The organism is Nocardia arizonensis (genome assembly GCF_001310275.1).
GTDB lineage: Bacteria > Actinomycetota > Actinomycetes > Mycobacteriales > Mycobacteriaceae > Nocardia > Nocardia arizonensis.
This window is the reverse complement of record NZ_LGYZ01000081.1, coordinates 45,148-68,102: the sequence shown is the minus strand read 5'-3', so window position 1 is coordinate 68,102 and position 22,955 is coordinate 45,148. Positions and strand designations below refer to the sequence as shown.

The 22,955-nt window shown below is 65.8% G+C and carries 20 protein-coding genes; 12 read left to right on the top strand and 8 right to left on the bottom strand.

Annotated elements, in window-relative coordinates; all coding sequences use genetic code 11:
- The first annotated feature begins 1 nt into the window (after window position 1).
- Complete coding sequence (locus APZ21_RS15840) at window positions 2-598, top strand: DUF4145 domain-containing protein (RefSeq protein ID WP_239476652.1); 597 nt, start codon at window positions 2-4, stop codon at window positions 596-598.
- A gap of 429 nt (window positions 599-1,027) precedes the next feature.
- Window positions 1,028-2,172, top strand: a protein-coding gene (locus tag APZ21_RS15830; protein ID WP_156371106.1) for an IS3 family transposase whose coding sequence is annotated in 2 segments (ribosomal slippage) — window positions 1,028-1,295 and window positions 1,295-2,172 — 1,146 coding nt in all. Because the reading frame shifts where the segments join, the coding sequence is not laid out codon by codon here.
- Window positions 2,173-2,299: 127 nt separating this feature from the next.
- Here the strand turns inward: APZ21_RS15830 and APZ21_RS15825 are convergent.
- Both APZ21_RS15825 and APZ21_RS15820 read right to left on the bottom strand, forming a co-directional pair.
- Window positions 2,300-3,697: an IS1380 family transposase gene (locus APZ21_RS15825; protein ID WP_054814373.1), complete on the bottom strand. Its 1,398-nt coding sequence runs from the start codon at window positions 3,695-3,697 to the stop codon at window positions 2,300-2,302.
- 165 nt (window positions 3,698-3,862) lie between these two features.
- Window positions 3,863-4,615 carry a DUF2637 domain-containing protein gene (locus APZ21_RS15820; RefSeq protein ID WP_054814080.1) on the bottom strand — a complete coding sequence of 251 codons (753 nt, stop codon included), beginning with the start codon at window positions 4,613-4,615 and terminating at the stop codon, window positions 3,863-3,865.
- 183 nt (window positions 4,616-4,798) lie between these two features.
- Between APZ21_RS15820 and APZ21_RS15815 the strand changes: the two genes are divergently transcribed.
- From APZ21_RS15815 to APZ21_RS35110, 4 genes are all read left to right on the top strand, one after another.
- On the top strand, window positions 4,799-5,236 hold the full coding sequence (locus APZ21_RS15815; RefSeq protein ID WP_054814372.1) for an SRPBCC family protein: 438 nt from the start codon (window positions 4,799-4,801) through the stop codon (window positions 5,234-5,236).
- A gap of 176 nt (window positions 5,237-5,412) precedes the next feature.
- Window positions 5,413-5,763, top strand: a complete 351-nt coding sequence (locus APZ21_RS15810) for an ATP-binding protein (RefSeq protein ID WP_156371105.1) — start codon at window positions 5,413-5,415, stop codon at window positions 5,761-5,763.
- 453 nt (window positions 5,764-6,216) lie between these two features.
- Window positions 6,217-7,203, top strand: a complete 987-nt coding sequence (locus tag APZ21_RS15805) for a helix-turn-helix transcriptional regulator (protein WP_156371104.1) — start codon at window positions 6,217-6,219, stop codon at window positions 7,201-7,203.
- Window positions 7,204-7,538: 335 nt separating this feature from the next.
- Window positions 7,539-10,358: an ATP-binding protein gene (locus APZ21_RS35110; protein WP_176580237.1), complete on the top strand. Its 2,820-nt coding sequence runs from the start codon at window positions 7,539-7,541 to the stop codon at window positions 10,356-10,358.
- A 25-nt stretch (window positions 10,359-10,383) separates the two neighbouring features.
- Here the strand turns inward: APZ21_RS35110 and APZ21_RS15795 are convergent, their stop codons facing one another.
- The gene (locus APZ21_RS15795) at window positions 10,384-11,337 is read right to left on the bottom strand and encodes a hypothetical protein (protein WP_054814076.1); all 954 of its coding nucleotides are present in this window, start codon (window positions 11,335-11,337) and stop codon (window positions 10,384-10,386) included.
- 243 nt (window positions 11,338-11,580) lie between these two features.
- Between APZ21_RS15795 and APZ21_RS15785 the strand changes: the two genes are divergently transcribed.
- Both APZ21_RS15785 and nhaA read left to right on the top strand, forming a co-directional pair.
- Complete coding sequence (locus tag APZ21_RS15785) at window positions 11,581-12,120, top strand: TerD family protein (RefSeq protein WP_054814074.1); 540 nt, start codon at window positions 11,581-11,583, stop codon at window positions 12,118-12,120.
- 455 nt (window positions 12,121-12,575) lie between these two features.
- Window positions 12,576-13,886 (top strand): Na+/H+ antiporter NhaA, encoded by a 1,311-nt coding sequence (gene nhaA / locus APZ21_RS15780; RefSeq protein ID WP_054814073.1) that lies wholly within the window; start codon window positions 12,576-12,578, stop codon window positions 13,884-13,886.
- A gap of 50 nt (window positions 13,887-13,936) precedes the next feature.
- Here the strand turns inward: nhaA and APZ21_RS15775 are convergent, their stop codons facing one another.
- From APZ21_RS15775 to APZ21_RS15760, 4 genes are all read right to left on the bottom strand, one after another.
- Window positions 13,937-14,344 (bottom strand): DUF302 domain-containing protein, encoded by a 408-nt coding sequence (locus tag APZ21_RS15775; protein ID WP_054814072.1) that lies wholly within the window; start codon window positions 14,342-14,344, stop codon window positions 13,937-13,939.
- Window positions 14,341-14,628, bottom strand: a complete 288-nt coding sequence (locus tag APZ21_RS15770; RefSeq protein ID WP_054814071.1) for a YgaP family membrane protein — start codon at window positions 14,626-14,628, stop codon at window positions 14,341-14,343. Before APZ21_RS15770 ends, APZ21_RS15775 begins: the two co-directional genes overlap by 4 nt.
- A gap of 50 nt (window positions 14,629-14,678) precedes the next feature.
- Entirely contained in the window at window positions 14,679-14,945 is a 267-nt protein-coding gene (locus APZ21_RS15765; protein WP_054814070.1) for a metal-sensitive transcriptional regulator, read from the bottom strand.
- Window positions 14,946-15,016: 71 nt separating this feature from the next.
- A complete protein-coding gene (locus tag APZ21_RS15760; RefSeq protein ID WP_156371103.1) occupies window positions 15,017-17,155 on the bottom strand; it encodes an MMPL family transporter in 2,139 nt (712 codons plus the stop codon).
- 164 nt (window positions 17,156-17,319) lie between these two features.
- Between APZ21_RS15760 and APZ21_RS15755 the strand changes: the two genes are divergently transcribed.
- A complete protein-coding gene (locus APZ21_RS15755; protein ID WP_054814068.1) occupies window positions 17,320-17,934 on the top strand; it encodes a mycothiol-dependent nitroreductase Rv2466c family protein in 615 nt (204 codons plus the stop codon).
- The gene (locus APZ21_RS35105; RefSeq protein WP_169812057.1) at window positions 17,934-18,095 is read left to right on the top strand and encodes a hypothetical protein; all 162 of its coding nucleotides are present in this window, start codon (window positions 17,934-17,936) and stop codon (window positions 18,093-18,095) included. The genes APZ21_RS15755 and APZ21_RS35105 overlap by 1 nt, the downstream gene beginning before the upstream one ends.
- A 156-nt stretch (window positions 18,096-18,251) precedes the next feature.
- Here APZ21_RS35105 and APZ21_RS15750 read toward each other — a convergent pair whose 3' ends face one another.
- Window positions 18,252-18,392: a hypothetical protein gene (locus APZ21_RS15750; protein WP_156371102.1), complete on the bottom strand. Its 141-nt coding sequence runs from the start codon at window positions 18,390-18,392 to the stop codon at window positions 18,252-18,254.
- Window positions 18,393-19,015: 623 nt separating this feature from the next.
- Between APZ21_RS15750 and APZ21_RS15745 the strand changes: the two genes are divergently transcribed.
- Both APZ21_RS15745 and APZ21_RS15740 read left to right on the top strand, forming a co-directional pair.
- Entirely contained in the window at window positions 19,016-20,245 is a 1,230-nt protein-coding gene (locus APZ21_RS15745) for a fatty acid desaturase family protein (RefSeq protein ID WP_054814066.1), read from the top strand.
- Between the two features lie 190 nt (window positions 20,246-20,435).
- Window positions 20,436-22,640 carry a SulP family inorganic anion transporter gene (locus APZ21_RS15740; protein ID WP_054814065.1) on the top strand — a complete coding sequence of 735 codons (2,205 nt, stop codon included), beginning with the start codon at window positions 20,436-20,438 and terminating at the stop codon, window positions 22,638-22,640.
- Window positions 22,641-22,955 lie beyond the last annotated feature (315 nt).

Genomic DNA, 22,955 nt, shown 5'->3' with positions numbered 1-22,955 from the left:
CATGCAGAACAGTGTCTGGTCGATTCCCGAACCCGGTGGGAAGTCTCTCCAGATCGGAGCCTTCGCCTGTTCTGCATGCCGATGGGGCTCGCTCGGCGTCATGCCTATGATGGGCGTTAGCCCTAGTCACGAGAGATTTGAGCGCGCCAACGCGGCGGACATCGTGTGGCATCCGGCGAATGCGTTTGGTCAGGATTTCCCGGATGTGCCAGCCCACATCGCCAGCCCTGCTACTGAAGCGACTGAATGTCTCAGCATCGGTCACAACCGGGCTGCGGTCATCCTCGCCAGGGCGGTGGTGGAGGCTGTCGCGAAGGACAAGGGTATAGCGAACGGCAATCTTGCGAGCAAGATTGATAGTCTCCATAGCAGGGGGCTGATTCGTGCACATACGAAAGACGCTGCCCACGAGATTCGCTTCGTCGGGAACGAGATCGCGCACGGTGATTTCGCTCAGCAGTCGATTGACGGTGACGAGGCTGCCGATGTCCTGAACTTCATGATCGAAGTTCTAGAAGAGATTTATCAGGGTCCCGCCAGAGTGGATCGTCAGAGAGTTGCACGGCAGGCAAAGACTGGGCAGGCTAACACCCCGTAGCGCTCCGTGGTGGCCCCGGTCTGTGGTGGGTTGCGCATGACGGGGGGTGGCTACCCGCCTGCCCCTTTTAAGGGCGACCGCGTATACCTCCAAGCGTCTTTCCAAGTCAGGTCAGGGTCTGTCAATCTAACCTGCGCTATTCATGGCAATCGAGTGTTCGTGCGCCAGAAATGGCGAAAGGCGCCCTGAGCTGAGATGATTCGACTTGCTTAGGGTTGAATCGGCAGTATCGGGAGCACCTAACCTCGATTTTGCGTGCCGATCGGTCTGTTGTTGAGAGTGGTGTCTGGTCGGCTGGTTCGGTTTGATTTGCCGGGTTCGGGCATGGCTGGTCTGCCTGTTTCGCCATGGGCCGCTCCCTATGAATGAGACCGATCGGTATTAGAGTCCTGTTTGGCCTGGTGAGGGCCGAGAAGGGACACTGAGGACATGGCAGGACGTAAGCGGCATTCCGCGGAGGACATCGTGCGGAAGCTGCGCCGTGCCGACGAGTTGACCGCCGCCGGGAAGACCGGCGAGGAGGTCGCCGCGGAGATCGGGGTGTCGACGGCCACGCTGTACAACTGGCGCCGTCAGTACGGCGGGGTGGATACCGACGCGGCGAAGGAGCTCAAGGAGTTGCGGGAGCAGAACGCCCGGTTGAAGCGGCTGCTTGCCGATGCGGAGCTGGAGAAGGACGCGCTGCGGGAGATCGCGAAGGGAAAATTCTGAGCCCAGCGGCCAAGCGTCGTGCCGTGGACATGCTCATGGAAGTGAAGAGCGTGTCGGAACGGTTCGCGTGCAGGGTTGTTGGGCTTGCCAGGTCGACCTGCCGGTGTCGGCCGGCCAAGGAGACGCCGGTCGACCCGGACGCCGGTTTGCGGGCGTGGCTGCGTTCGTACGCGGTCAAGAACCAGGGGCACGGGTTTCGCCGTGCGTGGGCGCGGTTGCGGTTCGACGAGGGCTGCGACGTCAACATCAAGAAGGTCCACCGGCTCTGGCGGGAGGAGGGCTTGCAGGTCCGCGAACACCACCCTCGCAAGCGGGCCGGGGTTTCCTCGGTGCCGCCGGTCGAGGCCGATGCGCCGAAGGTGGTGTGGGCGTTGGATTTCCAGTTCGACTCGAGCGTGGATGGTCGGGCGGTGAAGATCGCGTCGATGATCGATGAGCACACGCGGGAATCGTTGCTGCACATAGTGGAGCGCTCGATCACCGCCGATCGGCTGGTCGAGGAGCTGGAGAAGGTGTTCGCGGCGGCGGGCGGGCCACCGCGGGTGCTGCGTATGGACAACGGACCGGAGATGATTTCGTCTGCACTGCAACATTTTTGCGGCGACAGTGTGGGGATCTCGTACATTCCGCCGGGCACTCCATGGAATAACGGGTACATCGAATCGTTCAACCGGAGGCTGCGGACCGAGTGCCTGAACCGCAACCACTGGACGAGCCTGCTCGAGGCCCGGGTCGTGATTGGCGATTTCAAGGTCGACCACAACCGGCGGCACCGGCATTCGGCGCTGGGCTACCTGACGCCGGCCGAGTACGCTGCGGCCTGCACCTGCACCCACCACCCGGTGGCCTGCGGGAACAACTGAACACGGTACGAAATCACCTGGCTCTATTTCCGGGTGGTCTCGTTATCGGGGACCGCCCAGCCAGGTTGGGCGGGCTTTCCAGGGCTGTTCGGTCCTTCGGTTCGGGTGGATAGGGACGGTTCCGGGGTCAGGTGAAGGCCGTGCGGAGGCGGTGCCAAGCGGTGGCGATTGCGGTGGCCCAGCGCCAGGTCGCGTCGATGCGCAGGCGGGTTTGCCGGGCGGAGTGGGTGATGCGGGCGGCGACGTGCAGGACGCGGTAGCGGAAGGCGCCGATCTCGCAGGGGGCGAGTTCGGGCTGGTCGCCGAAGCCGATCAGTTTGGTCCAGGCCACGAGATCAGTTGCGGCCAGGATGATTTCGAGCCAGGCGGCATTGGCGTCGAATGCGTGGCAGGGCAGGTTGCGCAGCCCGGTTGCTTTGGCCCCGCGGATGCGGTCTTCGACGCGGGCGTGCTGGCGGTGCCGCAACTCGAGGCCTGCGATCTGCCCTGGTACGACGTGTTCGGGGGTGTCGGTGATGAACGCGGTGATCCGTAGGCCGTTCGAGTCGGTGAACCGCAGCTGTGCGCCGGGGTGGGGGCGTTCGGTGCGGATGATCAGTCGGGTTCCGGTGGGCCAGGCGCTCAGATCGACCAGCCCGGTTGCCTCGGCGACCCAGGCGCCCTCACGGATACCGCCACCGGATTCGATTGCCGGGTAGAAGCTTTCGGTTTCGTTGAGGATTTCCACGGCCTCGCGCACGCGGATGTCCACGGCGAACCCGAAGGAGAACCCCACTGCTTTGTTCCGGCACGCGGCAGCGAACTTGTGGGAAGCGCCCGCCGAGTCCGACCTGATCAGGATCTTCTGCGCGCCAGGATCATCCGGGTTCGGCCGCCGGTCCGCGGGCAGTGAGTCCAGAGCCATCTCGAGCACGGTGACGTGATCGGACGCGGTGTTCGATCCGGCGTTGCCGGGGCGTAGCAGCCCGGCCAGGGCTTCCCCGCCCGCGATCTCGGGGCGGTCCAGGAACACCGATAACGGGTGGTGACCGTAGGTTTTCTTCCAGGTCGCCGCCGCGTTCTCCTTGCGGTCGGAATGATCGATCGTGATCGTGGCATCGACATCGATATGCAGCCACCCACCCCGGGCCGGGGCCGCACCTGCGGCCCACGCCTTCGCCCTGGCCACCGCACGCGCACAACGGATTCCTGGCAGATGCGCAGCGTCGATGCGTTCATCGACCAGCCGCCACATCGTGGTCGTGGACGCCGCAGCCCCGAACACGTGCTCGCGGTCACCGCACCGCTGCCCGACCCCGTCGATGCAGTCCGCGCCGTCGGCGACCGCAGCCGCCAGATCCGCGAACACCGCACCCGGTGCATACACCCACGGCCCGCGATAGGTGTCGGCCAGCACCGCGGTGACCTGCGCGGACAATGTCGTCAGGTCCGCCAGCTCCCGCAGCATCCCCATCCCGGCATGCGACACGACCCCGCGACCGTCCGCCGAGACCCGTACCCGGCCCAGCGTTGCGATATTCTTCACCTGCGAAGTGCCTTCCAGCAGCATCATGGAACCCTAGAGAAGTCCCATTATGCCTTGCAGGACAGGCACTTTCGCACTTCATGCGCCCCTATCGGCGGACTTTCACGCAAAATCCAGGCTAATGGTGAGGGTGCGACATGAGGTCGCGTGTGTTGAGTGGGCGGTCTAGTGAGAGGGGGTCGGCGTTGATGCCGATGTCAGGGTGGTCCCGGGCCAGTGTCCGATGATCTGTCCCCACCTGGACGTGCGTCGTCGGTAACGGCGGGGTGCGAAGCTCCGGGGAGAAGCCCACGCGCTGCCGTTCCACCCGGTGGTGACAGGCGAGGGGAAGGCCGGACGGGTGAATAGCAGTGAACCCTCGATGACGTCTCGTGAGAAAGAGCCTGTGCCGGTGGGAAGTTCGAGCCGGGTGAAGGGCGAGCGGGACTGCCCCGGGTCTCGGCGTCTGGCTGGGTTACGTGCGCACAGCGCTGCCGCCAGTGTCGAAAAGTCATGGTCTGTTTTTTCGAGTTCGTGTGAAGACGTGTGCACGGGTACGGCGATATCGACCGGTGGTAATTGGACCTGATCGTTGTGGGGCGCACGGCACTCGAGCGCTGCGAGGTCGGTGGTCGGTTCGGTGGTGGCGTGCGCACGGTCTTCTCCCTGTGCGGAATGGGCGAGGGCGATTAGGGCGACGGTGGATTCGGCCATCGAGCCTTCGATGATCAGTGGCCACAGCCATGCTTCGCCGTGCGGGACTCCGGCGGCGATGGCGAGCGACCGTAGCGCGGTGAACGACAGCCAGAATGCTCCGGCGGCGATGAATGCGGTCATGGCGGTGGCGATCCACTGGATGGTGTGTGCTGCGGCGTGTGCACGAAGCAGCACGGAGACGCCGTGGACGGCCGCCAACAGGACGTCGTGCGGGAAACGCATCCGCGACCCGCCGGGCCGCGACGCTGGTGATGTGCACGACGGGCAGACCGCAATTCGGGAGTACTGTGACTGATAACCGCCTCGGGACCCGAGCGGCGTCGGCATCTCCACCGTGAGGAGATCTCGTGACCGATATATGGACAGCCGCATTCCGATCCGCGAACTGCTGCGGGGGTGGCGGCCGTGCCCACTGACAGTGCGACGAAAACGGTGCGCCTGCATGCCTCGGCGGCGCGGGTGCTGGCGACCATCCGGGATCTGCGAAGTCAGCCGGAATGGATTCCCGAGATCCTCGAAGCCGAGGTGCTCGAGGTCGACGAGCACACCGGTCTGCCGTCGATCGCCAGGTTCAAGGCGTCGGCGACGGTCGGCACCGACACCTATACTCTCCGCTATCGCCACAGTGACGACGGCATGAGCTGGTCGATGGTGGAAGGTCGCCTGCAGACCGGTCAGGAAGGTAGTTACCACCTGGAGGAAGCCGGCCCGGCAACCACGTCGGTCACCTACCAGTTGACCATCCACCACAACCTGCCGCTGCCCGGCTTCATTCGTAACCGAGTGATCAAAGGGCTCGTGGACAGCACGCTGAACGGTCTGCGCAAGCGCGTCGAGGGATGAAGCGATGGCGATCCGCCGTCGGTCGACTGTGACCGCAGCCGCGACGCGCTGGCGATCAGCCGTGTAGGTCATCCCGTTGACTTGGCTGACCTAGTATGGAATTGATTGTCAGGCCGCTCGGATATTTGGATTCCGCGCGGTTCTGGGATATCGACGACCCGCGCCTCGCTGTGCTCGTGCATTCGATCGTCGGCGGCACACCGGCCTATCGGCGTGAATTCGTCGCGGGTGACGTGCCGGAATCTCTGGTGGACTTCGACTCGTGGGTACTGCGCACCGTGCTCAACCCGCAGGTCCCGCTATTTCGTGAAGCCCGGTATCTCCTCGCCGAGGAAACCGAGATTCGAGATGTCGCTCTTTACCACGCGGTGCTGGGTGCGATCGCCGGTGGTCATACGACGCGGGGCGGTATCGCCAATGCGATCGGTCGCTCGTCGACCGACATCGGTCATCCGCTGTCGGTGCTCGAAGACGCACAGTTGATCACTCGCGAAGCAGATCCGTTCAACCGAGGTAAATCCACCTAGTCCTGCTACAGCGGCGCCGGATTCGATGAGAATCTGTGGGCGGAGGGTGTGGTCCCCGGACAGCGTGCCGGTGATACGGACAAGCCGATGTTGGTCGACCTGGACGCGATCTACGCGGCGGAATGACCTGACTGCCCGGTCCTACTCTTCATCCGCCTCGTACGCCGGGACGCCGGTGTGCCCGCCCACATCGGCGTGCCGGTTGGCCGTCCGGGTCGGTCGCTGCGCTCGGACCACTCGGTGTTGCCACCGATTTCGAAGAGCTGGAACGTATCAACCCACGAACCCACTGTCGACCGGGTAGCTCGGAGACAGGCGACTACCGGCGGTCGGCCCCGCTTCGGTGGGTCGAATGTTCCCGGGGATGGCTCGGTCGGACGGGCCTTCGGGCGAGTTGCCACGCCGCACGTACGTCCGTGGTTCGGTAACGTGGTCGGGGGGAGGGGATTCTCGATGATACGTGTTGTACAGCCGGTGGCGAACGGGATCTCGACCGATCATCCGGTGCCGGGTTTGGTGTTCGTCGATGACACTCATATTCGCAGCGATGATCCGCGTCTGATCGAGGCGACCGGCCGAGGCCACGAGACGCGGGGCATGTGGAGTCGGTGGGACGACTGCGGGCGCGCGGAGAGCGGGGGGCACAACGGATGGCGGGCGTACACCACCGATCCGGGTAATCATGACCTGGCGTGGTGTGTGCGGTTCCATCCCGAGCACGGACGATCGGTAGTGCTGGTCGACAATATTGACGCGTCGTTGCTGCATATGGACTGGGACGACGAGGTGCTGACGTTGCGGGCGGGCGGCTACTGGTGGGACGGGACGAACTGGTATCGGCCGCGCCAGATCATGGACCGCTCCGGTCGGCGTTTCGTGCGTCGTTCGGTTCGTGACGCGGTCACGGTGACTGTCGCCGATGCACTCGGGGGCGCCGCGGATGGGGCCCGGGGGCGAGTCTTCTCGGTCGCGGAGCTCTACCGCGACCAGGACGGTCGCCACCGGGCGCCAGACCGGCGACGCCCGCGGTCGTGGCCGGGCGACTGGGTCGACCATTTGGCGTTGTGGGCGGCACGACGTCCGAAGGAAGCACAGGCACCGGCGCGGTGCGTAGTGGGCCTGTCGGCGCCGGAACTGGCCGATGATCAACTGGTCGGCATGATCGAACTCGCCGGGATGGCAGGCGTTGAGCCGTCCACACTGTATGCGCGCGCTTACCGTGGAGAGATCGAACTCCCTGCGCCGCAAGCGGTGGTCGCCGGATGCCGTGGCTGGTCCAAACCCGTCGCCGAGGACTGGATCGAAGCGGGCGATCGCGGCTCGGGTGCTGCGACGAGGACCGCGGCGAGGAACAATCGCGACGACCGGCGGTGGAGCTTTTCCTTTCGGGGGACCGCGGGCATTTTCGATCGTCTGACCACGGCGGTTTTCGCCCTGTAACGGCCCGGCCGCGTCGTCCCGAGGGGCACATTTCCTCGGCGAGCCGATACTCCGCTCGTTCTCGGGTGTCGATCGCGGCGGGCAAGACGTGAATTTCAGAGTCGCGCGTTGTCGCGCGTCGCGGGGGTTGTTCGTTCGCGGGGTTCGTTTTGAGTCCGGCATTTCGGGTGCGCGTCGAAGGTATTGCGCCGCAAGTGATCAGGGCCGTGTATCGGGTGTCGGGGAGTTAGGATGGGGATGTGGGGAAGAGGCTGGCCCTGATCGTCAGTTCCGAGTGCGATGTGTTGGGCCGGTTGGATTTTCCTGCGGTTCTCGCCGGCGAATTGTCTTCGGTGTTGACATCTGCCGGCGGCTGGGAAGCGGCGCTGCCCGATGGAATGGTCCTGGTCGATCCGCCGTTGGATGCCTTGACCAAGGCGGTAAAGGATGCGGTGCTCGCCGCGGCCGGTGTCCGCGCGACGCTGTTGCTCGCCTTCATCGGACATGGCGCGGTGAACCAGAACAGGCATTACTACTATCTGTTGCGGGATTCTCCGTGCCCGTCGGTGGATGACGGGCAGGATCAGCGCAATTTGGACGCGCAGTCCGCGTTCGACCTTCCGAATGTGGTTCCGACCGCGATAGCCAACAGCCGGCGTCGTCTGGATGGCGTGATCGTGCTGATCGATACCTGCTTCGCCGGTGCCGTGCAGGAAGCGGCCGGACGGGAATGGTCCGGGTCGATGCTGGATGTGTCGGGTCGCGTGGAGTTGTTCGTCGCAGCCGGGGACGGTGAGGCGTTCGACGGGGCGTTCACGCGAGCATTGGTTCGCCATGCTCGTTCCGGTATTCCTGATCGCGGGGACCGTCTTCTGCTGGCCGACCTCGCGGAAAAGGTAACCGGGGACTGCGAGCGCCAACGGCCGCGGTATTCCGCGGTCGTGGATCGCAAGCCCAGTGGTGGCGATCCTGGTATGTGGCTGGTGCGCAACGCCGCGCCGAAGGCCGATGTCCTGTTCGGTCGCCGCGAAGCCGACACCGTCAGCGAGCTGACCCGGTATCTGCTCGTCACGACGACTCTGGCCGAACAACTCAACGACCTCATCGAGGACGGTGGCCGCAGGCTGCGGGTGATCGTCGGTCCGGGAGGCAGCGGCAAATCGACCATGGCCGCACTGCTGGTCCGCCCGTATCTGACCGATGTTGTGACCATAACCGCTCGGTATGTCAGCGCGGCGGTGTTCCTGACCGGCAGCAGCGACCGCGGTTCGGTGGTGCGTGAGCTGGTCGCGCAGCTGCGCGGAAGCGGAGATGATCTGGCCGAGTCCGAAGTCTACGACGGCAGCCCGGTCCCCGCCGTTCTGCGAGAGCTGCTGACCGGGGCGGGAACATCCGCGCGGCGCACGACGATCCTGCTCGACGGGCTCGACCTCCCCGATCATCGTGCGTCGATCATCGAATGCGTCGCGGAGCTCACGACGGAGCCCGAGTTCGGCAATGTTCGTCTGATCGTCACCGCCCAAGCCGACTCGGACGTGTTGTCGGCACCGCGGTTGCCGCCGATGCGCCGATTCGAGGTTCCCCTGCCTTCCGAACGCGACATCTACCACTATTTGCGCACCAATCTTGTTGACAGTGTTGTTCATTCGTGGCCGGAGAGTCGCTTCCTCGAATTGTGGACCGCGGTGCGGGGATCGGTGTCGACCGGTGTCGGACCCGGAGACGCCGAACCGTCGGATCGACCATGGGCATTGGCCGGTGGCTGGCTGGTGGCCCGGTTGGTGCTGGAAGGCGCCCCGTCGTGGGAGGATCGCGCGCTCACGGGCGGGCTCGATGTGGACACGATCGTCGGCCGCCGGTTCCGAAGCGCCCGTGAGGGATTCGCCGACGGTGCGAACGCAGGCTCGGTCGATGTAGTCGACGTCGTCGTGATCGTGTTGCTGACCGCGGCGAGTGGTCCGGTGATGCCGATCGAGCTGGTGTGCCGGTCGGCGACCGAGCATCTCGACGTGGAGGTGACCGCACCGGACGCTCGTCATGTCGTGACAGGCCTCGGCGCACTGATCAGCCGGCGACGCCCCGGCACGACGGCCGAGCACCTCGGAATCGCGCACACCGCGCTGAGACCGGCGTTGGAGAGCGCGGTCGCGGGTCACGCGATCAGTTTGCGGCGGGCGCACGCGGCGGTGATACTGGCCGGGCAGTCGGGTACCGCGCACGCGGCGGAATACCTGCGGGTCGCCGGGGTGCGGCATTATCTGGGGGCGGGCGATCCGACCGGTGCGCTGACCTTCCTCGCCGGTATCGCGACCTCGGGGCTCGAGGAGCGGATAGAGCTGTACCGGTCGTGGTACCCGACGTTCGTCTCCCGGATAGGGCCGACACATTCGGTGAGCCGGGCGGTTGGCAAGGCCATCGAGGACATGCAGAGAACGCGGGATCGCCGCGGCCGTGATCGGGCATTGCTACGTTGCGCGGTCGTGGTCGCGCTGCTGATTCTCGCGCAGCTGCTGGCGGTGTGCCTGGCGGTTGTCCCGTCGAACGACATCACGAACACGGCGCTGTCCGAACCCGCGACCACCATCGACCCACCGCCAGGCGAGGTCACTCGCGACCGGACCGCGACCACCTCCGAATCCGCTGTGACAACCGGGACGACAACTGATTCGAACGAATCGAGCTCGGTGACCACCATGCAGCCACAGCAACCGACGAATCCGTCAGATCCGCAGCAGCAGCAGCAACAGCAGCAGCAACAACAGCAACAGCAGCAGCAGCAACAACAACAGCAGCAGCAACAGCAACAACAGCAACAGCAGCAGCAGCAACAACAACAGCAGCAGCAACAACAACAACAGCAGCAACAGTGTCCGGATCCGTACGTCGGAGGCATGTTGAATTTCGGGACGGTGATTCCGAACATGACCGAGCAGCGCGACACGTATATCGATTGGCGGGCATGCTACGACGCCGCCACGATCTCCACCGCCGATCCCGCGGTGTTCAAATTCGTTGGCACGGATTGCTCACCCGACAAAGCGAATGCCAAGTGCCGTGTGACGATCAGTTTCAAGGCCCCGAACTACGGAGATTTCGGATCCAAAGTCCAGATCCGGGACAAGGACGGTAATCCCCGGGTGACGGTCTTGTTGACCGGGCACGCGGAACCCGGATAGCGACACCGGGCAGTGCGCGAGATGGTCACAGGGGAGCCGGTGGTGTGGTCAGCGCCGTGATGACCGCGGCGCCGGTGACCGTGCGTCGCAGGTAACGGCGGGCATCGTGCGGGCGGAACCCGTTGTCGGTCTCGTCGTCGGGCGTGACAGGGGCTACGGTGCGCCCGGGAGCGGGTTCGAAGTAGCCGGCCAGGTCCAATCGCGCGGCGACCAGATCGTCCTCGTCGGCGATATTGGTCCAGCTCTCCACGCACCGCGGCACGTGCGGCGGCTGGGGCCGAAGACGCGGATAGATGATCGTTTCGAGGGCGAGTGGCGAGCCGATGGTTACCAGGTGGACCGGGCCGCGGACACGGTGGAGGGCTTCGTAGGCCACCACGCTGCCCAGCGAATGCGCTATGACCAGACGTGTTTCGGGTCCTATGAGATCGAGCACCTGCTGCTGGGCGAACGCGCGAACGTCGTCCTCGGTGAGATAGCGGGTCACCTGGGACAAGGCTCGCCACACGAAATTCGAGGCGAAGGCGAAGCCGTTCACCGCGAACCACTGCAATTCGGCCAGACTGTTGATTATCCGCCGGCCGATCACGCCGAACGGTCCCTGTGCGCCGCCCTTACCGCCGGTGAGGGCATTGACCGCGAGTGCGGCGTGAGCGCGATCGACATCGTCCGGTGCGCGGTGTGAGGCGGCCTCGAGCCACGCGATTCCCAGTTCGACAGCCAGTTCCATCTGTGCGGCGGTCAACTCATCGCCCGCACCGCCGCCCTGGGCGCCCGGAGTTCGAAAGATTCCACCGTAGAACGCCATACGGGCGGCGACATCCCCGGCGCCCCGCTGTTCGGACCACAGCCTCTGCGCCAGCGCGATATCACCCGCCGAGCGCACTCCGCCCGCGAGGGCCGGCGTCCACCTGGTTTCGAGCGTGTGCGCGTCGCGGTTCTCCTGAGCGATACCGTGAACCAGGACGACTTCTGACACCGCACCCTCATCTCGAGCGAATTCCGTGCCGCGGTGAGGCGACCGCACGCGGATATCGTACGCAATCGCGAGAAGCCGAAAGGCTCATACGGACAACCGATCTCGACAGACGCGTTCGAAGTCGTCGATCCGTTGCACCTGATGGGTCGACCCACACCGGCCGCCATCGTTCTCGCGCCACGGACCTGTCCTGCGAGTGTGGCTTCGCATCGGCTCGGCACCGAATTGTGAAAGGCTGGATCGATGACATCGAGCGACCCGTACACCATGCGCCTGGATCATCTTCGTGTAGCGCTGGGATGGGACCCCGTCCGTCGACGACGAATCGGCCCGCGTGCCGAAGACATCGATTTGAACGTCGCGGCATTGTTGTTCGCCGGGGACCAGATCGCCGATGTCGTCTTCCACGAGCAGCTCAGCTCGCGAGACGGCTCGGTGCGACACCTCGGCGACAGCACCACCGGAGAGGGCAAAGGCGAGAACGAGGTGGTCAGTGTCGATCTGACTCGGGTGCCGGAGGAGATCACCACCGTCGTCTTCCTGGTCACCTCCTACACCGGTCACACCTTCGACCAGATCGACAACGCGTTCTGTCGCGTCGTCGAGACTGTCACCGGCGCGGAAATCGCCCACTACGAACTCAGTGCCGTCGCATCGCATACCGGCCTGGTTATGGGCAAAGTGTCGCGGGCGGCGGCAACATGGCATTTCGATCCGATCGGTGTGGCCATCGCCGCTCAGCATCCCGTCGAGGCGGTTGGGCAGCTACACCCGTTCCTGTGATTGCGGGGGTGTCGAAACAGCGGCTGTCGACCGTAGCGGGCGCGCCGCGTCTGTAGGCGCCGCGGGCGGGGGTTCATATCCGTGATGATCCGGGGCGGCGGCTCGGCGCGGTCCCGCAGCCGGTTTGCGCCCGGCCCCATTTATACGGCATCTTTACAGTCGGAGCGCCGGGAAGTCTGGTCGGCAAACCCGGCCCGAACACGGGTACGGGCGGGACCGGTGATGGGCGCACATCTTGCCGATACGCACAGCCAGCACATTTCGCGCGGTTCGTGGCCGCGCTGCCCTATCGGCGTCGACTGTCACGGTTGCCCATGCGGGCCACCCGTGCGGCCGACTTCCTCGACACGTGCCGAGTCCCGGCCTCCGATATCGGGAATCCCGGCATGACATGCGAGCCGATGCTGCCGGAATTGGGCGGGTAGCGGGCATATCGATGAAAGGCGAACTTCGAAATGAATAGCCCCAAGCCCCGGCTACGTGTGCTCTCACGTGGTTCCTGGGCCGAGGCGCGGCGTATCACGGCGGTGCTGCGGACCGAGACCGCCGGTGGCGCGCTGCTGATCGCGGCTGCGGTCATCGGTCTTGTCTGGGCAAATACCCCCTGGTCGGAAGCCTACGAGACGATACGGAATTTCGAAATAGGCCCCGAGAGTCTGCACCTGCATCTCGCTTTGGAAGCGTGGGCGGCCGATGGTTTGCTGGCGGTGTTCTTCTTCGTCGTCGGTCTCGAACTCAAACGCGAGTTCGTCGCCGGCGACCTGCGGGATATCCGCCGTGCGGCATTGCCCGTAGTGGCCGCGATCGGAGGAATGGCCGGTCCGGCCCTGATCTTCGTCGCCTTCAATTCGGGCAATGGTGACGCGGTTCACGGCTGGGCGATTCCGACCGCCACCGATATCGCTTTCGCGCTGGCCGTCCTGGCTGTTCTCAGCTCACATCTGCCGACCGCGCTACGCACTTTCCTGCTGACTCTGGCCGTCGTCGACGACCTGCTCGCGGTATCGGTGATCGCGATCTTCTACACCGAGGAACTGCATCTGCCCTACCTCGGACTCGCGGCCATCCCCCTGGTCCTGTTCGCCGTGGCGGTGCAACGCAGGATCTCCTCCGTATGGCTCCTGCTTCCGCTGGCGCTGCTGACGTGGTGGCTGGTCCACCGGTCCGGTGTGCATGCCACCGTCGCCGGCATATTGCTGGGCTTCACCGTCCCCGTGCTGCACGATTCGCGCGACTCCGACGCGGCGTCCAGGGGCGCGACCGAGCGGTTCGAACACTTTCTACGTCCGATCTCGGCAGGCTTCGCGGTACCGGTATTCGCCTTCCTCGCGGCCGGGGTGACCATCGGCGGGCTGAGCGGACTGACCGACTCCCTCGCCGACCGCGTCACGCTCGGCATCGCCGTCGGGCTCGTCGCCGGGAAGACGCTCGGAATCCTGACCACCACGTACCTGACGGCGAAACTCACCCGTGCCGAACTCGATGACGACCTGCGCTGGGTCGACGTCGGTGCGGTGGCGCTACTGGGCGGGATCGGATTCACCGTGTCACTGCTGATCGGGGAGCTCGCCTTCGCCGATGACCCGACGCGGGTGGACCGTGTCCGCATCGGAGTCCTCGTCGGCACGCTCGCCGCCGCGCTACTGGCCACCGTGGTGCTGCGGCTGCGCAACCAGAGCTACCGGCGCATCGCCGAAGAGGAAACCCGCGACGAGGACCACGACGGCATACCCGACGTCTACCAGCGCCACCCCGAGCACCGATAGTCCGGCAGCGCTGTGCGGACGCAATCGGAGCCCGGTCGATCGCGAGTCGTCTACCGGTGCAGCGAATCGATGGCGGCTTGGAGTTTTTCGGCGGCTTCGGCGGCGATGGGTTCCAGGGCGGGTTCGGCGGTCACCTGCACCATCAGGCGCGGATTCATCGCTTCGACGATGATCTCGTCGGTGTCGCGGGATCGGCGGACGACGACGTTGCAGGGCAGCAGCAATCCGATCTGCCGGTTCACCTCGACCGCGCGGTGCGCCAAGGGCGGGTTGCAGGCTCCGAGGATGCGGTAATCCTCCATTTCGTGGCCGAGTTTGGCCGCGAGCGTCGCGCGCATGTCGATCTCGGTGAGCACGCCGAAGCCCTGTGCGGCCAGTGCCTGGCGCGTGCGTTCGACGGCGTCGTCGAAATCGCCGGTGAGAGTGGTGGACAGTCCGAGTTCGATGGTCTCGCTCATGACGGCGGGTCTCCTGTCGTGTGTTCGGTGGTGTGGGTCAGGCTCGCGATGGCGCGGCATGGGGCGGGGCGGGCGGGGACGCCGAGGCGAGCCATGAGCAGGGTCGCCGGGCACCAGCCGACCGCGCTGTAGAGCAGCAGGTTGGCACCGACCAGGGCGGACAGCAGCAGCCACCAAGGGGAGAGCATCGCCGCCAGAGCGGTTCCCGCCAGCGTGAGCGCACCCGCCAGCAGTGGAACGATGCGTTCGATGGTCCATTCGCGTGTTCGCGGCGAAATCCGCATATCTGGTCAATCCTTTGCGCGAGGTGACCGCGCCCGAGCATGCTGCCGGGTCAGGCCAGTGTCAGGAACAGTTTTTCCAGTTCGTCGACGGTCATCGGGTTGGTGTCGTCGTCCTTTCGGTCGAGGCATTCGCGTAGACCGGTGGCGACGATCTTGAATCCGGCTCGGTCCAGAGCGCGTGACACCGCCGCGAGCTGGGTGACGACGTCCTTGCAGTCGCGTCCCGCCTCGATCATGGCGATCACGCCGGCCAGCTGGCCGTGGGCACGGCGCAACCGGTTGAGTACCGGGGCGATGCTGTTCTCGTCACCGATCATTGTGTTCTCCTTCTCTACTATCTCTCCTCGATAATACCCGCCGGGGTATATGGGTAGGGCTTCGTGCGGTGTCACTGATGGGCGAAATTGATGGTCGGCAGCACTTTGTCCATCCACCGGGGCGACCACCAGGCGCCGCGTCCGGTCAGCCGGAGCATCACCGGCAAGAGCACCAAGCGCACGACGATGGCGTCCAGCAGTACGGCGACGCCGAGGATGATGCCCATCTCCTTCGGCGGCAGCGGCTGGGCCAGGGCGAAGGTGAAGAACACCGCGACCATCACCGCCGCGGCGGCGAAGATCACCCGACCGGAATGCGCCAGACCCTCGACGTGGGCCACCTCGGGCTCGCCGGAGCGCTCGTAGTGTTCCTTGGCGGTGGCGAGCAGGAACACGGTGTAGTCCATGGCGATGGCGAAGATCATCGCGAAGAAGAACACCGGCCCCCAGCCGTCCAGGAAGCCCTGCGAGGTGAAGCCGAGCAGCCCCGCGCCGTGGCCGTCCTGGAAGATCAGCTTGGCGACGCCGAAGGCCGCCGCGGTCGAGAGCAGGCTGACCAGGGTGCCGATCGCGGCGATGAGCGGGGCGCGCAGCGCGATCAGAAGCAGAACGAAGCCCAGTGTGAGAATCACCGCGACGATGATCGGCAGATAGTGGTCGAGTGCGCCTTGCAGATCCAGATTCTCCGCGGGGGCGCCGCCCACAAGTGCCTGGGCGGGCAGGCGGTCGCGCAAACCGTCGAGGATCTGGGTCATCTGCTCGTCGGACGGGTCGACCTTCGGCAATGCCTGCATCATCGCCAAGCCCGAGCCGTCGGTGGCGGACTGGACCGGGGTGACCATCGCGATGCCATCGCTGCCCGCGGCGACGCGCGCGGTGTCGGCGGCTTCGGCCGATGGCACGATGATCTGCAACGCCCCCGGCGCGCCCGGACCCAACTGCTGCTGTACCAGCTCATAGCCCTGTCGCACCGGTGCGTCGGAGGGTACGACCTGGATGGAGGGCATCGCGACCTTCAGGCCAAGCACCGGGATCGAAAGTCCGATCAGCACCGCGAGTCCGGCGATCGCGAACGGCCACGGATGCGCGTGCAGCAGTTCTCCCCACCGCGCGAACCGCGGCGAGCGATGCTGCTGGCGCTTGGCGTAGGGGAGTGCCGCGGCGTTGATCCTGCCGCCGAGCGCTCCCAATGCCGCGGGCAACAGCGTGAGCGTCGCGGCGAGGACGAAGATCACCGCCAGCATGATGCCCACGGCCATGGTCCGCACCGCAGGCGCAGGCACCAGCAGCACCGCCGAGAGACTCACCAGCACCGTGAGTCCCGACAGCACGACGGCCTTGCCCGCGGTGTCCATGGTCTCGGCCACCGCCGCGCGCGCGTCGCCGGTCTTGGTCAGCGCGTCGCGGAAACGAGCGACGATGAACAGCGCGTAGTCGATGCCGAGGGCTAGGGCGAACATCATCGCGAAATTCATCGCCCACACCGAGATCGGCGTGATCTGGTTCAACAGCACCAGCCCACCGGCCGAGGCCACCAGGCCCGCGACGGTCAGCAGCAGCGGCAACCCCGCCGCCACCAGCGACCCGAACGCCAGCACCATGATCGCCAGAGTCACCGGCCACGAGAACAATTCGGCCTTGATCATCGCGTCGTGGTTGGCCTTGTTGAAATCGCTCCACAGCGCGGACGCGCCGGTCGGATAGACCTCCACCCCGTCGCCCGACAATGCCGTCAAAGCCTGCTTGTGGTCATCGACCGCGCGGACCATATCGTCGGTGGAGGCGTTCGCGCCCGCGATGAGAATGCCGGTGTGCCCGTCCGGGCTGATCGTCATGCCCGGCTGCGGTGGTATCACGCCGGCGAAACGGTTGTCCCCGGCGAACTCGGCCGTCACATCGGCCAGCACCCGCTGCACCGCCGGACTGTCGACGGTGCCGTTCTCGGAGTGCACCACGACTTGCACCGCGGCCGAGGAGTTCCCGCCGAAGTGCTGCTGTGCCAGCTCACGCACCCGTACCGATTCCGATCCGTTGGCCTGCCACCCCGCGCCCGCCAACGAGCTGAACACGCTCGGTGCGGCCGCCCCGAGCGCGATCAGCGCGATCAACCACACGCCGAACACCCAGCGGCTGTGCCCGGCCATCGTCGCGCCGAGTCGCGACAGTGGTCCGCCGCGCCCCGCGCGTTCCGCGCCTGTTCGTTCGGTCATCGTTTCGGTCACCGCGCTTACCTCCGTATCCGTGGTCGTCCGTCCGTCCATTTATACCCCCAGGGGTATTCGGATTCGATGATACCCCACGGGGTATATTGAGCGTGATGGCTCGCCGGCTCGCAACCGTTCGGCGAAGAGGACGTGACGAAGGAGAAACAGCGATGGCCGAGATCGATCTGTATGTGGACCCGGTATGTCCGTTCGCGTGGGTGACCGCGCGCTGGCTGCTGGACACCGCCGCCCCCGAGCACACTCTCACCGTGAAGTCGATGAGTCTGGCGGTCCTCAACGACGGACACACCGTCGACGCCGATCACGAACCGATGATCACCCGCTCACGCAGGTTCGGACGGATGTTCGCCGCCGCCGAGAAGCGCCACGGCGACGCCGCGTTCGTGCCGCTGTATCTGGCGCTGGGTACGCGGTTGCATCCCCGCGAACCGAATACCGAGGACGACGCGGTAGCGGCGGCGGCGCTGACCGCGGCCGGATTCGATCCCGCTCTCCTGGCCGCGCTCGAGGATTCCGGATACGACTCGGCGGTCGCCACCGCCCATCAGGCGAGCCAGGATGCGCTCGGCGGACGCGGCGGCAGTCCCATCATCGCCATCGACGGGCACGGATTCTCGGGTCCCGTGTTCACCGCGCCGCCCGCCCCGCGTCGAGGAGTCGACCTGCTGCGTGCGTTGGTCGCCTTGGCGTCCGCACCCGAATTCGCCGCTCTGCAACGGCCCTACCAGGGACCGCCGTCCTTCACGACCTCCGAGGATCGCTGATGTGCTACCCCGTGCCGTGCCGCACCTGCGGCAAGACCACCTGGGCAGGCTGCGGCGCCCACGTCGCCGCCGTTCGCGCCGTCGTCGCACCGCAGCAGTGGTGTGCCGGACACAAGGCGGCCGACGAACCGCGATCCCGCCGACGGTGGCGGTTGTCGTGAGCCTGCCACTCGGCGCGCCGCCGAAGATGGCCGTTCGATAACCGAGCGCCTATCGGGTCGCCGCCGCCGAGTTCTTCCTCGCTCGACGATTCGGCCGGGTGGGCACGATGTCGTCGGATTCGAAGCGGGAATTCACGGGCGCGTGCCCGGTTTCGTTCACTCGACGTCGGTTCGCTTCGTGCGCTCGGGTCGTCCGGGGCTGCGGAACACGGGGCGGTGGTCGGCGTCGGGCCGCGCGATCGGATAGGTCGCGACTTGTTCGATTTCATGGCTGAACAGCTTGGGTGTTTCGTTCATCGTGGGACTCCTGTTGTGTTCGTTCGTGGTGCGCTCGCCTGCGGCGCGGCTCGGCGCGGCTCGGCGCACGCACCAAGCGTCATCGGTCTGGTACCGAGAGGGGGTTCGAGGGTGCGCGGTGGATACGGAAGAGCGCGGTTGATAGCGACTCCTCGTTCACGCGACACTGTCGCTCCCGTCTGTCCGCGGAGCTCGGTCGCGCAATCGCGTTCACAAGTTCGCGTCGCGTAGTCGACGGATATCACCGTCGAGACCGAGTCCAGTAGACACCGCCGATTCTGTTGTGTCAACGTTGTAGACCTACGCGGCCTCGACCCTGCTCACCGGATTGCGGCACACGGTGCCCGCGCGCGATCGGGGCCGAATCGGACCCGCGCGGGTCGCGGCGGCCGAATGATCCGTCTACACCGTCGTACTACGCTGTAGACTCGCTTTCGTCCGGGTTGCCCGGTCCGCAACCGTCAGTCGAACCCCTGCCCGATCCGCGCGATCGCGGTCGGAAATATCGCCGCGGTCCGGCCTTTCGGCGGACCGCGCAGGCCACCGTCACCCTCAGCCACGACCGGTACCTTCGCCGGTGGTGTCACTTCACGATCCACCCCACAGATTCGAGGACACCGCCGATGGCGATAACCGACGTGCCCGCCTACGCACATCTCAGTGCGGACGATATCGCCGCTTTCGGGCGCGAACTCGACGCGATCGAAGCCCGGGTCCGGGAGAGTCTCGGCGCCGAGGACGCGAACTATATCCGCAGGACGATCGTGTTCCAGCGGGTGCTGGATCTGGGCTCGCGGTTGGTCGTGGCCTGTAGCAGGTCGCGATCGGGATGGCTGCTCGGAGTGGCGGGGCTGGCGACGGCCAAGTGTGTCGAGAACATGGAGATCGGCCACAATGTCGGCCACGGCCAATGGGATTGGATGAACGACCCCGAAATCCATTCCAGCGCATGGGAATGGGACATGATGGGGGTGTCCTCGCAGTGGCGCTTCGCCCACAACTACCGACATCACGTGTTCACCAATATCGTCGGCATGGACGACGATGTCGGCTTCGGCATCATGCGCGTCACCCGCGACCAGCTGTGGTACCCGGCTCTGCTGCTCCAACCGCTGCAAAACCTGTTCCTCGCGGCGACTTTCGAGTGGGGCATCGCCGTGCACAGCCTGTACGCCGAACGCGACCGCGCCAGGACCACGTCCGAGGCGCGCGTGCACACCCGCGCGATGGCCGCCAAGATCGCCCGTCAGCTCGGCAAGGACTACGTCCTGTTCCCGCTGCTGAGCGGGCGCCGGTGGCGGCGCACGCTCATCGCGGCGCTGAGCGCCAACGCCCTGCGAAATCTGTGGGCCTATCTGGTGATCTTCTGCGGCCACTTCCCCGACGGCGCGGAGAAGTTCACCCCCGCCGTGATCGAGGACGAGACCAAGCCGGAGTGGTATCTCCGCCAGCTCCTCGGCACCGCCAACTTCGACGCCGGACCGGTACTCGGTTTCCTCAGCGGCCATCTGTGTCACCAGATCGAACACCATCTGTTCCCCGACCTGCCGAGCAACCGCTATCCCGAGATCGCGGTGCGGGTGCGCGAACTGTGCGAGAAATACGACCTGCCCTATACGACGGGGCCGTTGGCGCGTCAGTATCTGTTGACGCTGCGCACGATCAACAAACTGGCGCTGCCGGATCAGCTCCTGCGCGCCACCGCCGACGACGCGCCCGAGACGGCTTCGGAGCGAAAATTCCTCCGAACCGCCGTGCACGGGCCGGGCGAGGCGGTCGACTCGCCTCGCCGTCGCGGACTGCTCACCGCCCTGCGTGAGGCCAAAGCGCGGGCCGGACGCCACCGCCGCTAGTACATAATCTAACTAAACTGTGATGTGTGTCACATTTTGATAGAGTTATGACGGAACGGCTCTGAATCTTTCCGTATGCTTTGCGAAGTCTTTACTATCTCCAATGCGGAGGGGTTCGAGTTTCGCTCGCCTTCGATGCCAGTACATGTTGACCGATGAACCGGACCTTCGGGGACGGCGAAGGAGAGATATGTCCACCGACACCGATTTCGCAAAACGAACCTCGTACCTGCGCGCCGCGCTCCGTCATGACCTACCCGCCTCGGTCGTGGTTTTCCTTGTCGCACTTCCTCTTTCCGTCGGTGTCGCGGTCGCCTCCGGGGCGCCCGTGGCGGCCGGATTGATCGCGGCGGCGGTGGGTGGGGTGGTGGCGGGACTGATGGGCGGCTCCGCGGTGCAGGTGAGCGGGCCGACAGCGAGTCTGACGGTGGTGGTTGCCGAATCGGTGCACCATTTCGGTTGGGCTGTCACGTGTTTCATCACGGTAGGGGCGGGGATTCTACAGATCCTGTTCGGGCTCAGCAGGATCGCGCGCGCGACACTCGCCATCGCGCCGGTCGTGGTGCACGGGATGCTCGCGGGTATCGGTGTCGTCATCGCGCTGCAACAAGTGCATGTGCTGCTCGGTGGGAATTCGCTGAGTTCGTCCTACGAGAGCCTGACCCAGTTGCCGCATCAGCTGATGTCGGTGCACCGCGGCGATCTGTGCATCGGTTCGGTGGTCATCGCGATCCTCATCGGATGGAAGTACGCACCGCGTGCGGTGCGGGTTGTCCCGGGGCCGCTGGCCGCGGTGGTGGTGGCGACGGTGCTGTCGTTGATGTTGCCGACCCATGTCGAGCGGCTGGTCCTCGACGGCTCGCTGGTCGACTCGATCGGACTGCCGCGGATTCCGCACGGCGGCTGGTTCGCGGTGGGCGTGACGATGGTGACGGTGGCGCTCATCGCCAGCGTGGAGACGCTGCTCTCGGCGGTGGCGGTGGACAAACTGCGTCCGGCCACGCCGACGAATCTCGACCGTGAACTCGTCGGCCAGGGCGCGGCCAATGTCACCTCCGGCCTGCTCGGCGGCCTGCCGATCGCCGCGGTCATCGTGCGCAGCATCACCAATGCCCACGCGGGCGCGCGCGGCCGGGCCGCGACCGTCACGCACGGCGTATGGATACTGATGTTCGCCATCGCGCTGGCCGGTGTGGTGCAGCAGGTGCCGAAGGCGGCGCTGGCCGGGTTGCTCATCCTCATCGGCGTCCAATTGGTGAAACTGGCCCATATCCGGCTGGCCCGCCGCACGGGCGACCTGTACGTGTACGTGGCGACGGTCTTCGGTGTGGTGTTCTGGAATCTGTTGCTGGGCATGGTGATCGGGCTCGTCCTCGCATTCGCGGTGCTGCTGTGGCGGGTGGTGAAGGTGACGATAAGCGCCGGGCCGACCGTGGACGGGCGCTGGACGGTCACCATCGACGGCACCTGCACATTCCTCGCGCTGCCGAGACTGACCGCCGAACTGGCCCAAGTGCCCCCGGCGATGCCGGTCACCGTGCAGATGACGGTCGACTTCCTCGATCACGCCTCCTACGACCTGATCACCGAATGGGCGCGTCGGCGCGAATCGAACGGCGGCACGGTGGAATTCGTGGAGATCGGCACCGCGCGGATGGCGACCGCGGTGGATGGTCCGCCGCAACGCGGACACGCCCGCCAAGTGCTTGAGCGAGTGATCGGTCCGCGGCGGCGGCGCGGCAACCGGGAAGATCCGATCGCGGCGGGTGTCGCGGCCTACCACCGCGGTCACGCCCACCTCATGCGGCCACATCTGGACGGGTTGCGCGATCGCCGCGAGGCCGATTCCTTCTTCCTGACCTGCGCCGATGCCCGCATCGTGCCGAATCTCATCACCGACAGCGGCCCCGGCGACCTTTTCACCGTGCGTAATGTCGGCAATCTGGTGCCTGTGGGCGGCGGTGACGTGTCGGTGGAGGCGGCGCTGATCTACGCACTGGAGAAACTCGACGTGCGGGCCGTCGTCGTCTGCGGCCACTCCGGCTGCGGTGCGATGGAGGCGCTGCACCGGGAGGTCGAGGCCGGACCGGGTCTCGGCGACTGGCTGGCGCATGCGCGCCCGAGTCTGCGACGGCTGCGGCTCGGCCATCCGGTGGCCACCGCGGCGGCGCTGGCCGGATTCGGTGAAGTGGACCAGTTGGGCATGGTGAATGTCGCGGTGCAGTTGGAGCGGCTGCTGGCCTATCCGGCGGTGCGCCGCGGGGTCGAGGAGCGCGGCGTCGTCGTCTCGGGCCTGTTCTTCGACCTGGCCACGGCACGGGTCATCGAGGTGACCGTCGACGGGATCGCGGAGTTCGACGATGCGGGCAGTCGTGTGGCGGCCGAACCGGTGTGAGCGCCGCGTCGGCCATGCGGTCCGAGGTCGCCGGATCGCCGCCATTATTCCGGTCGACTGTGTGCTGAACCACAATTATTTCGACCCATGCCGCTGGGCATTCCCGGAGCATTTCTCAGGCTTTGCTAAGTCTTTACCCATACTCTTGTTCGCGTTTACATCTCGACCCGTTGCTGTGTCGGGACCTGCTTCACCGCGATATGCCGGTTCGCGGTCCATTGCCCTGCTGGACATGTTGATCGTCAACCGACCTCGGTGCCGTGCTGTCGGGAGGCCTCGGCTTCCGAACAGCGTCGCCGAGTCGGCGAAGGAGTA

Coding starts and splice junctions, on each gene's coding strand:
- APZ21_RS15770 (WP_054814071.1), bottom strand. CDS start 14,628: ATGCGGATTTCGCCGCGAACACGCGAATGGACCATCGAACGCATCGTT.
- APZ21_RS15760 (WP_156371103.1), bottom strand. CDS start 17,155: ATGACCGAACGAACAGGCGCGGAACGCGCGGGGCGCGGCGGACCACTG.
- APZ21_RS15820 (WP_054814080.1), bottom strand. CDS start 4,615: ATGCGTTTCCCGCACGACGTCCTGTTGGCGGCCGTCCACGGCGTCTCC.
- APZ21_RS15755 (WP_054814068.1), top strand. CDS start 17,320: ATGGCCGAGATCGATCTGTATGTGGACCCGGTATGTCCGTTCGCGTGG.
- nhaA (WP_054814073.1), top strand. CDS start 12,576: ATGAATAGCCCCAAGCCCCGGCTACGTGTGCTCTCACGTGGTTCCTGG.
- APZ21_RS15840 (WP_239476652.1), top strand. CDS start 2: ATGCAGAACAGTGTCTGGTCGATTCCCGAACCCGGTGGGAAGTCTCTC.
- APZ21_RS15765 (WP_054814070.1), bottom strand. CDS start 14,945: ATGATCGGTGACGAGAACAGCATCGCCCCGGTACTCAACCGGTTGCGC.
- APZ21_RS35105 (WP_169812057.1), top strand. CDS start 17,934: ATGTGCTACCCCGTGCCGTGCCGCACCTGCGGCAAGACCACCTGGGCA.
- APZ21_RS15805 (WP_156371104.1), top strand. CDS start 6,217: ATGATACGTGTTGTACAGCCGGTGGCGAACGGGATCTCGACCGATCAT.
- APZ21_RS15745 (WP_054814066.1), top strand. CDS start 19,016: ATGGCGATAACCGACGTGCCCGCCTACGCACATCTCAGTGCGGACGAT.
- APZ21_RS15775 (WP_054814072.1), bottom strand. CDS start 14,344: ATGAGCGAGACCATCGAACTCGGACTGTCCACCACTCTCACCGGCGAT.
- APZ21_RS15785 (WP_054814074.1), top strand. CDS start 11,581: ATGACATCGAGCGACCCGTACACCATGCGCCTGGATCATCTTCGTGTA.
- APZ21_RS15750 (WP_156371102.1), bottom strand. CDS start 18,392: ATGAACGAAACACCCAAGCTGTTCAGCCATGAAATCGAACAAGTCGCG.
- APZ21_RS15740 (WP_054814065.1), top strand. CDS start 20,436: ATGTCCACCGACACCGATTTCGCAAAACGAACCTCGTACCTGCGCGCC.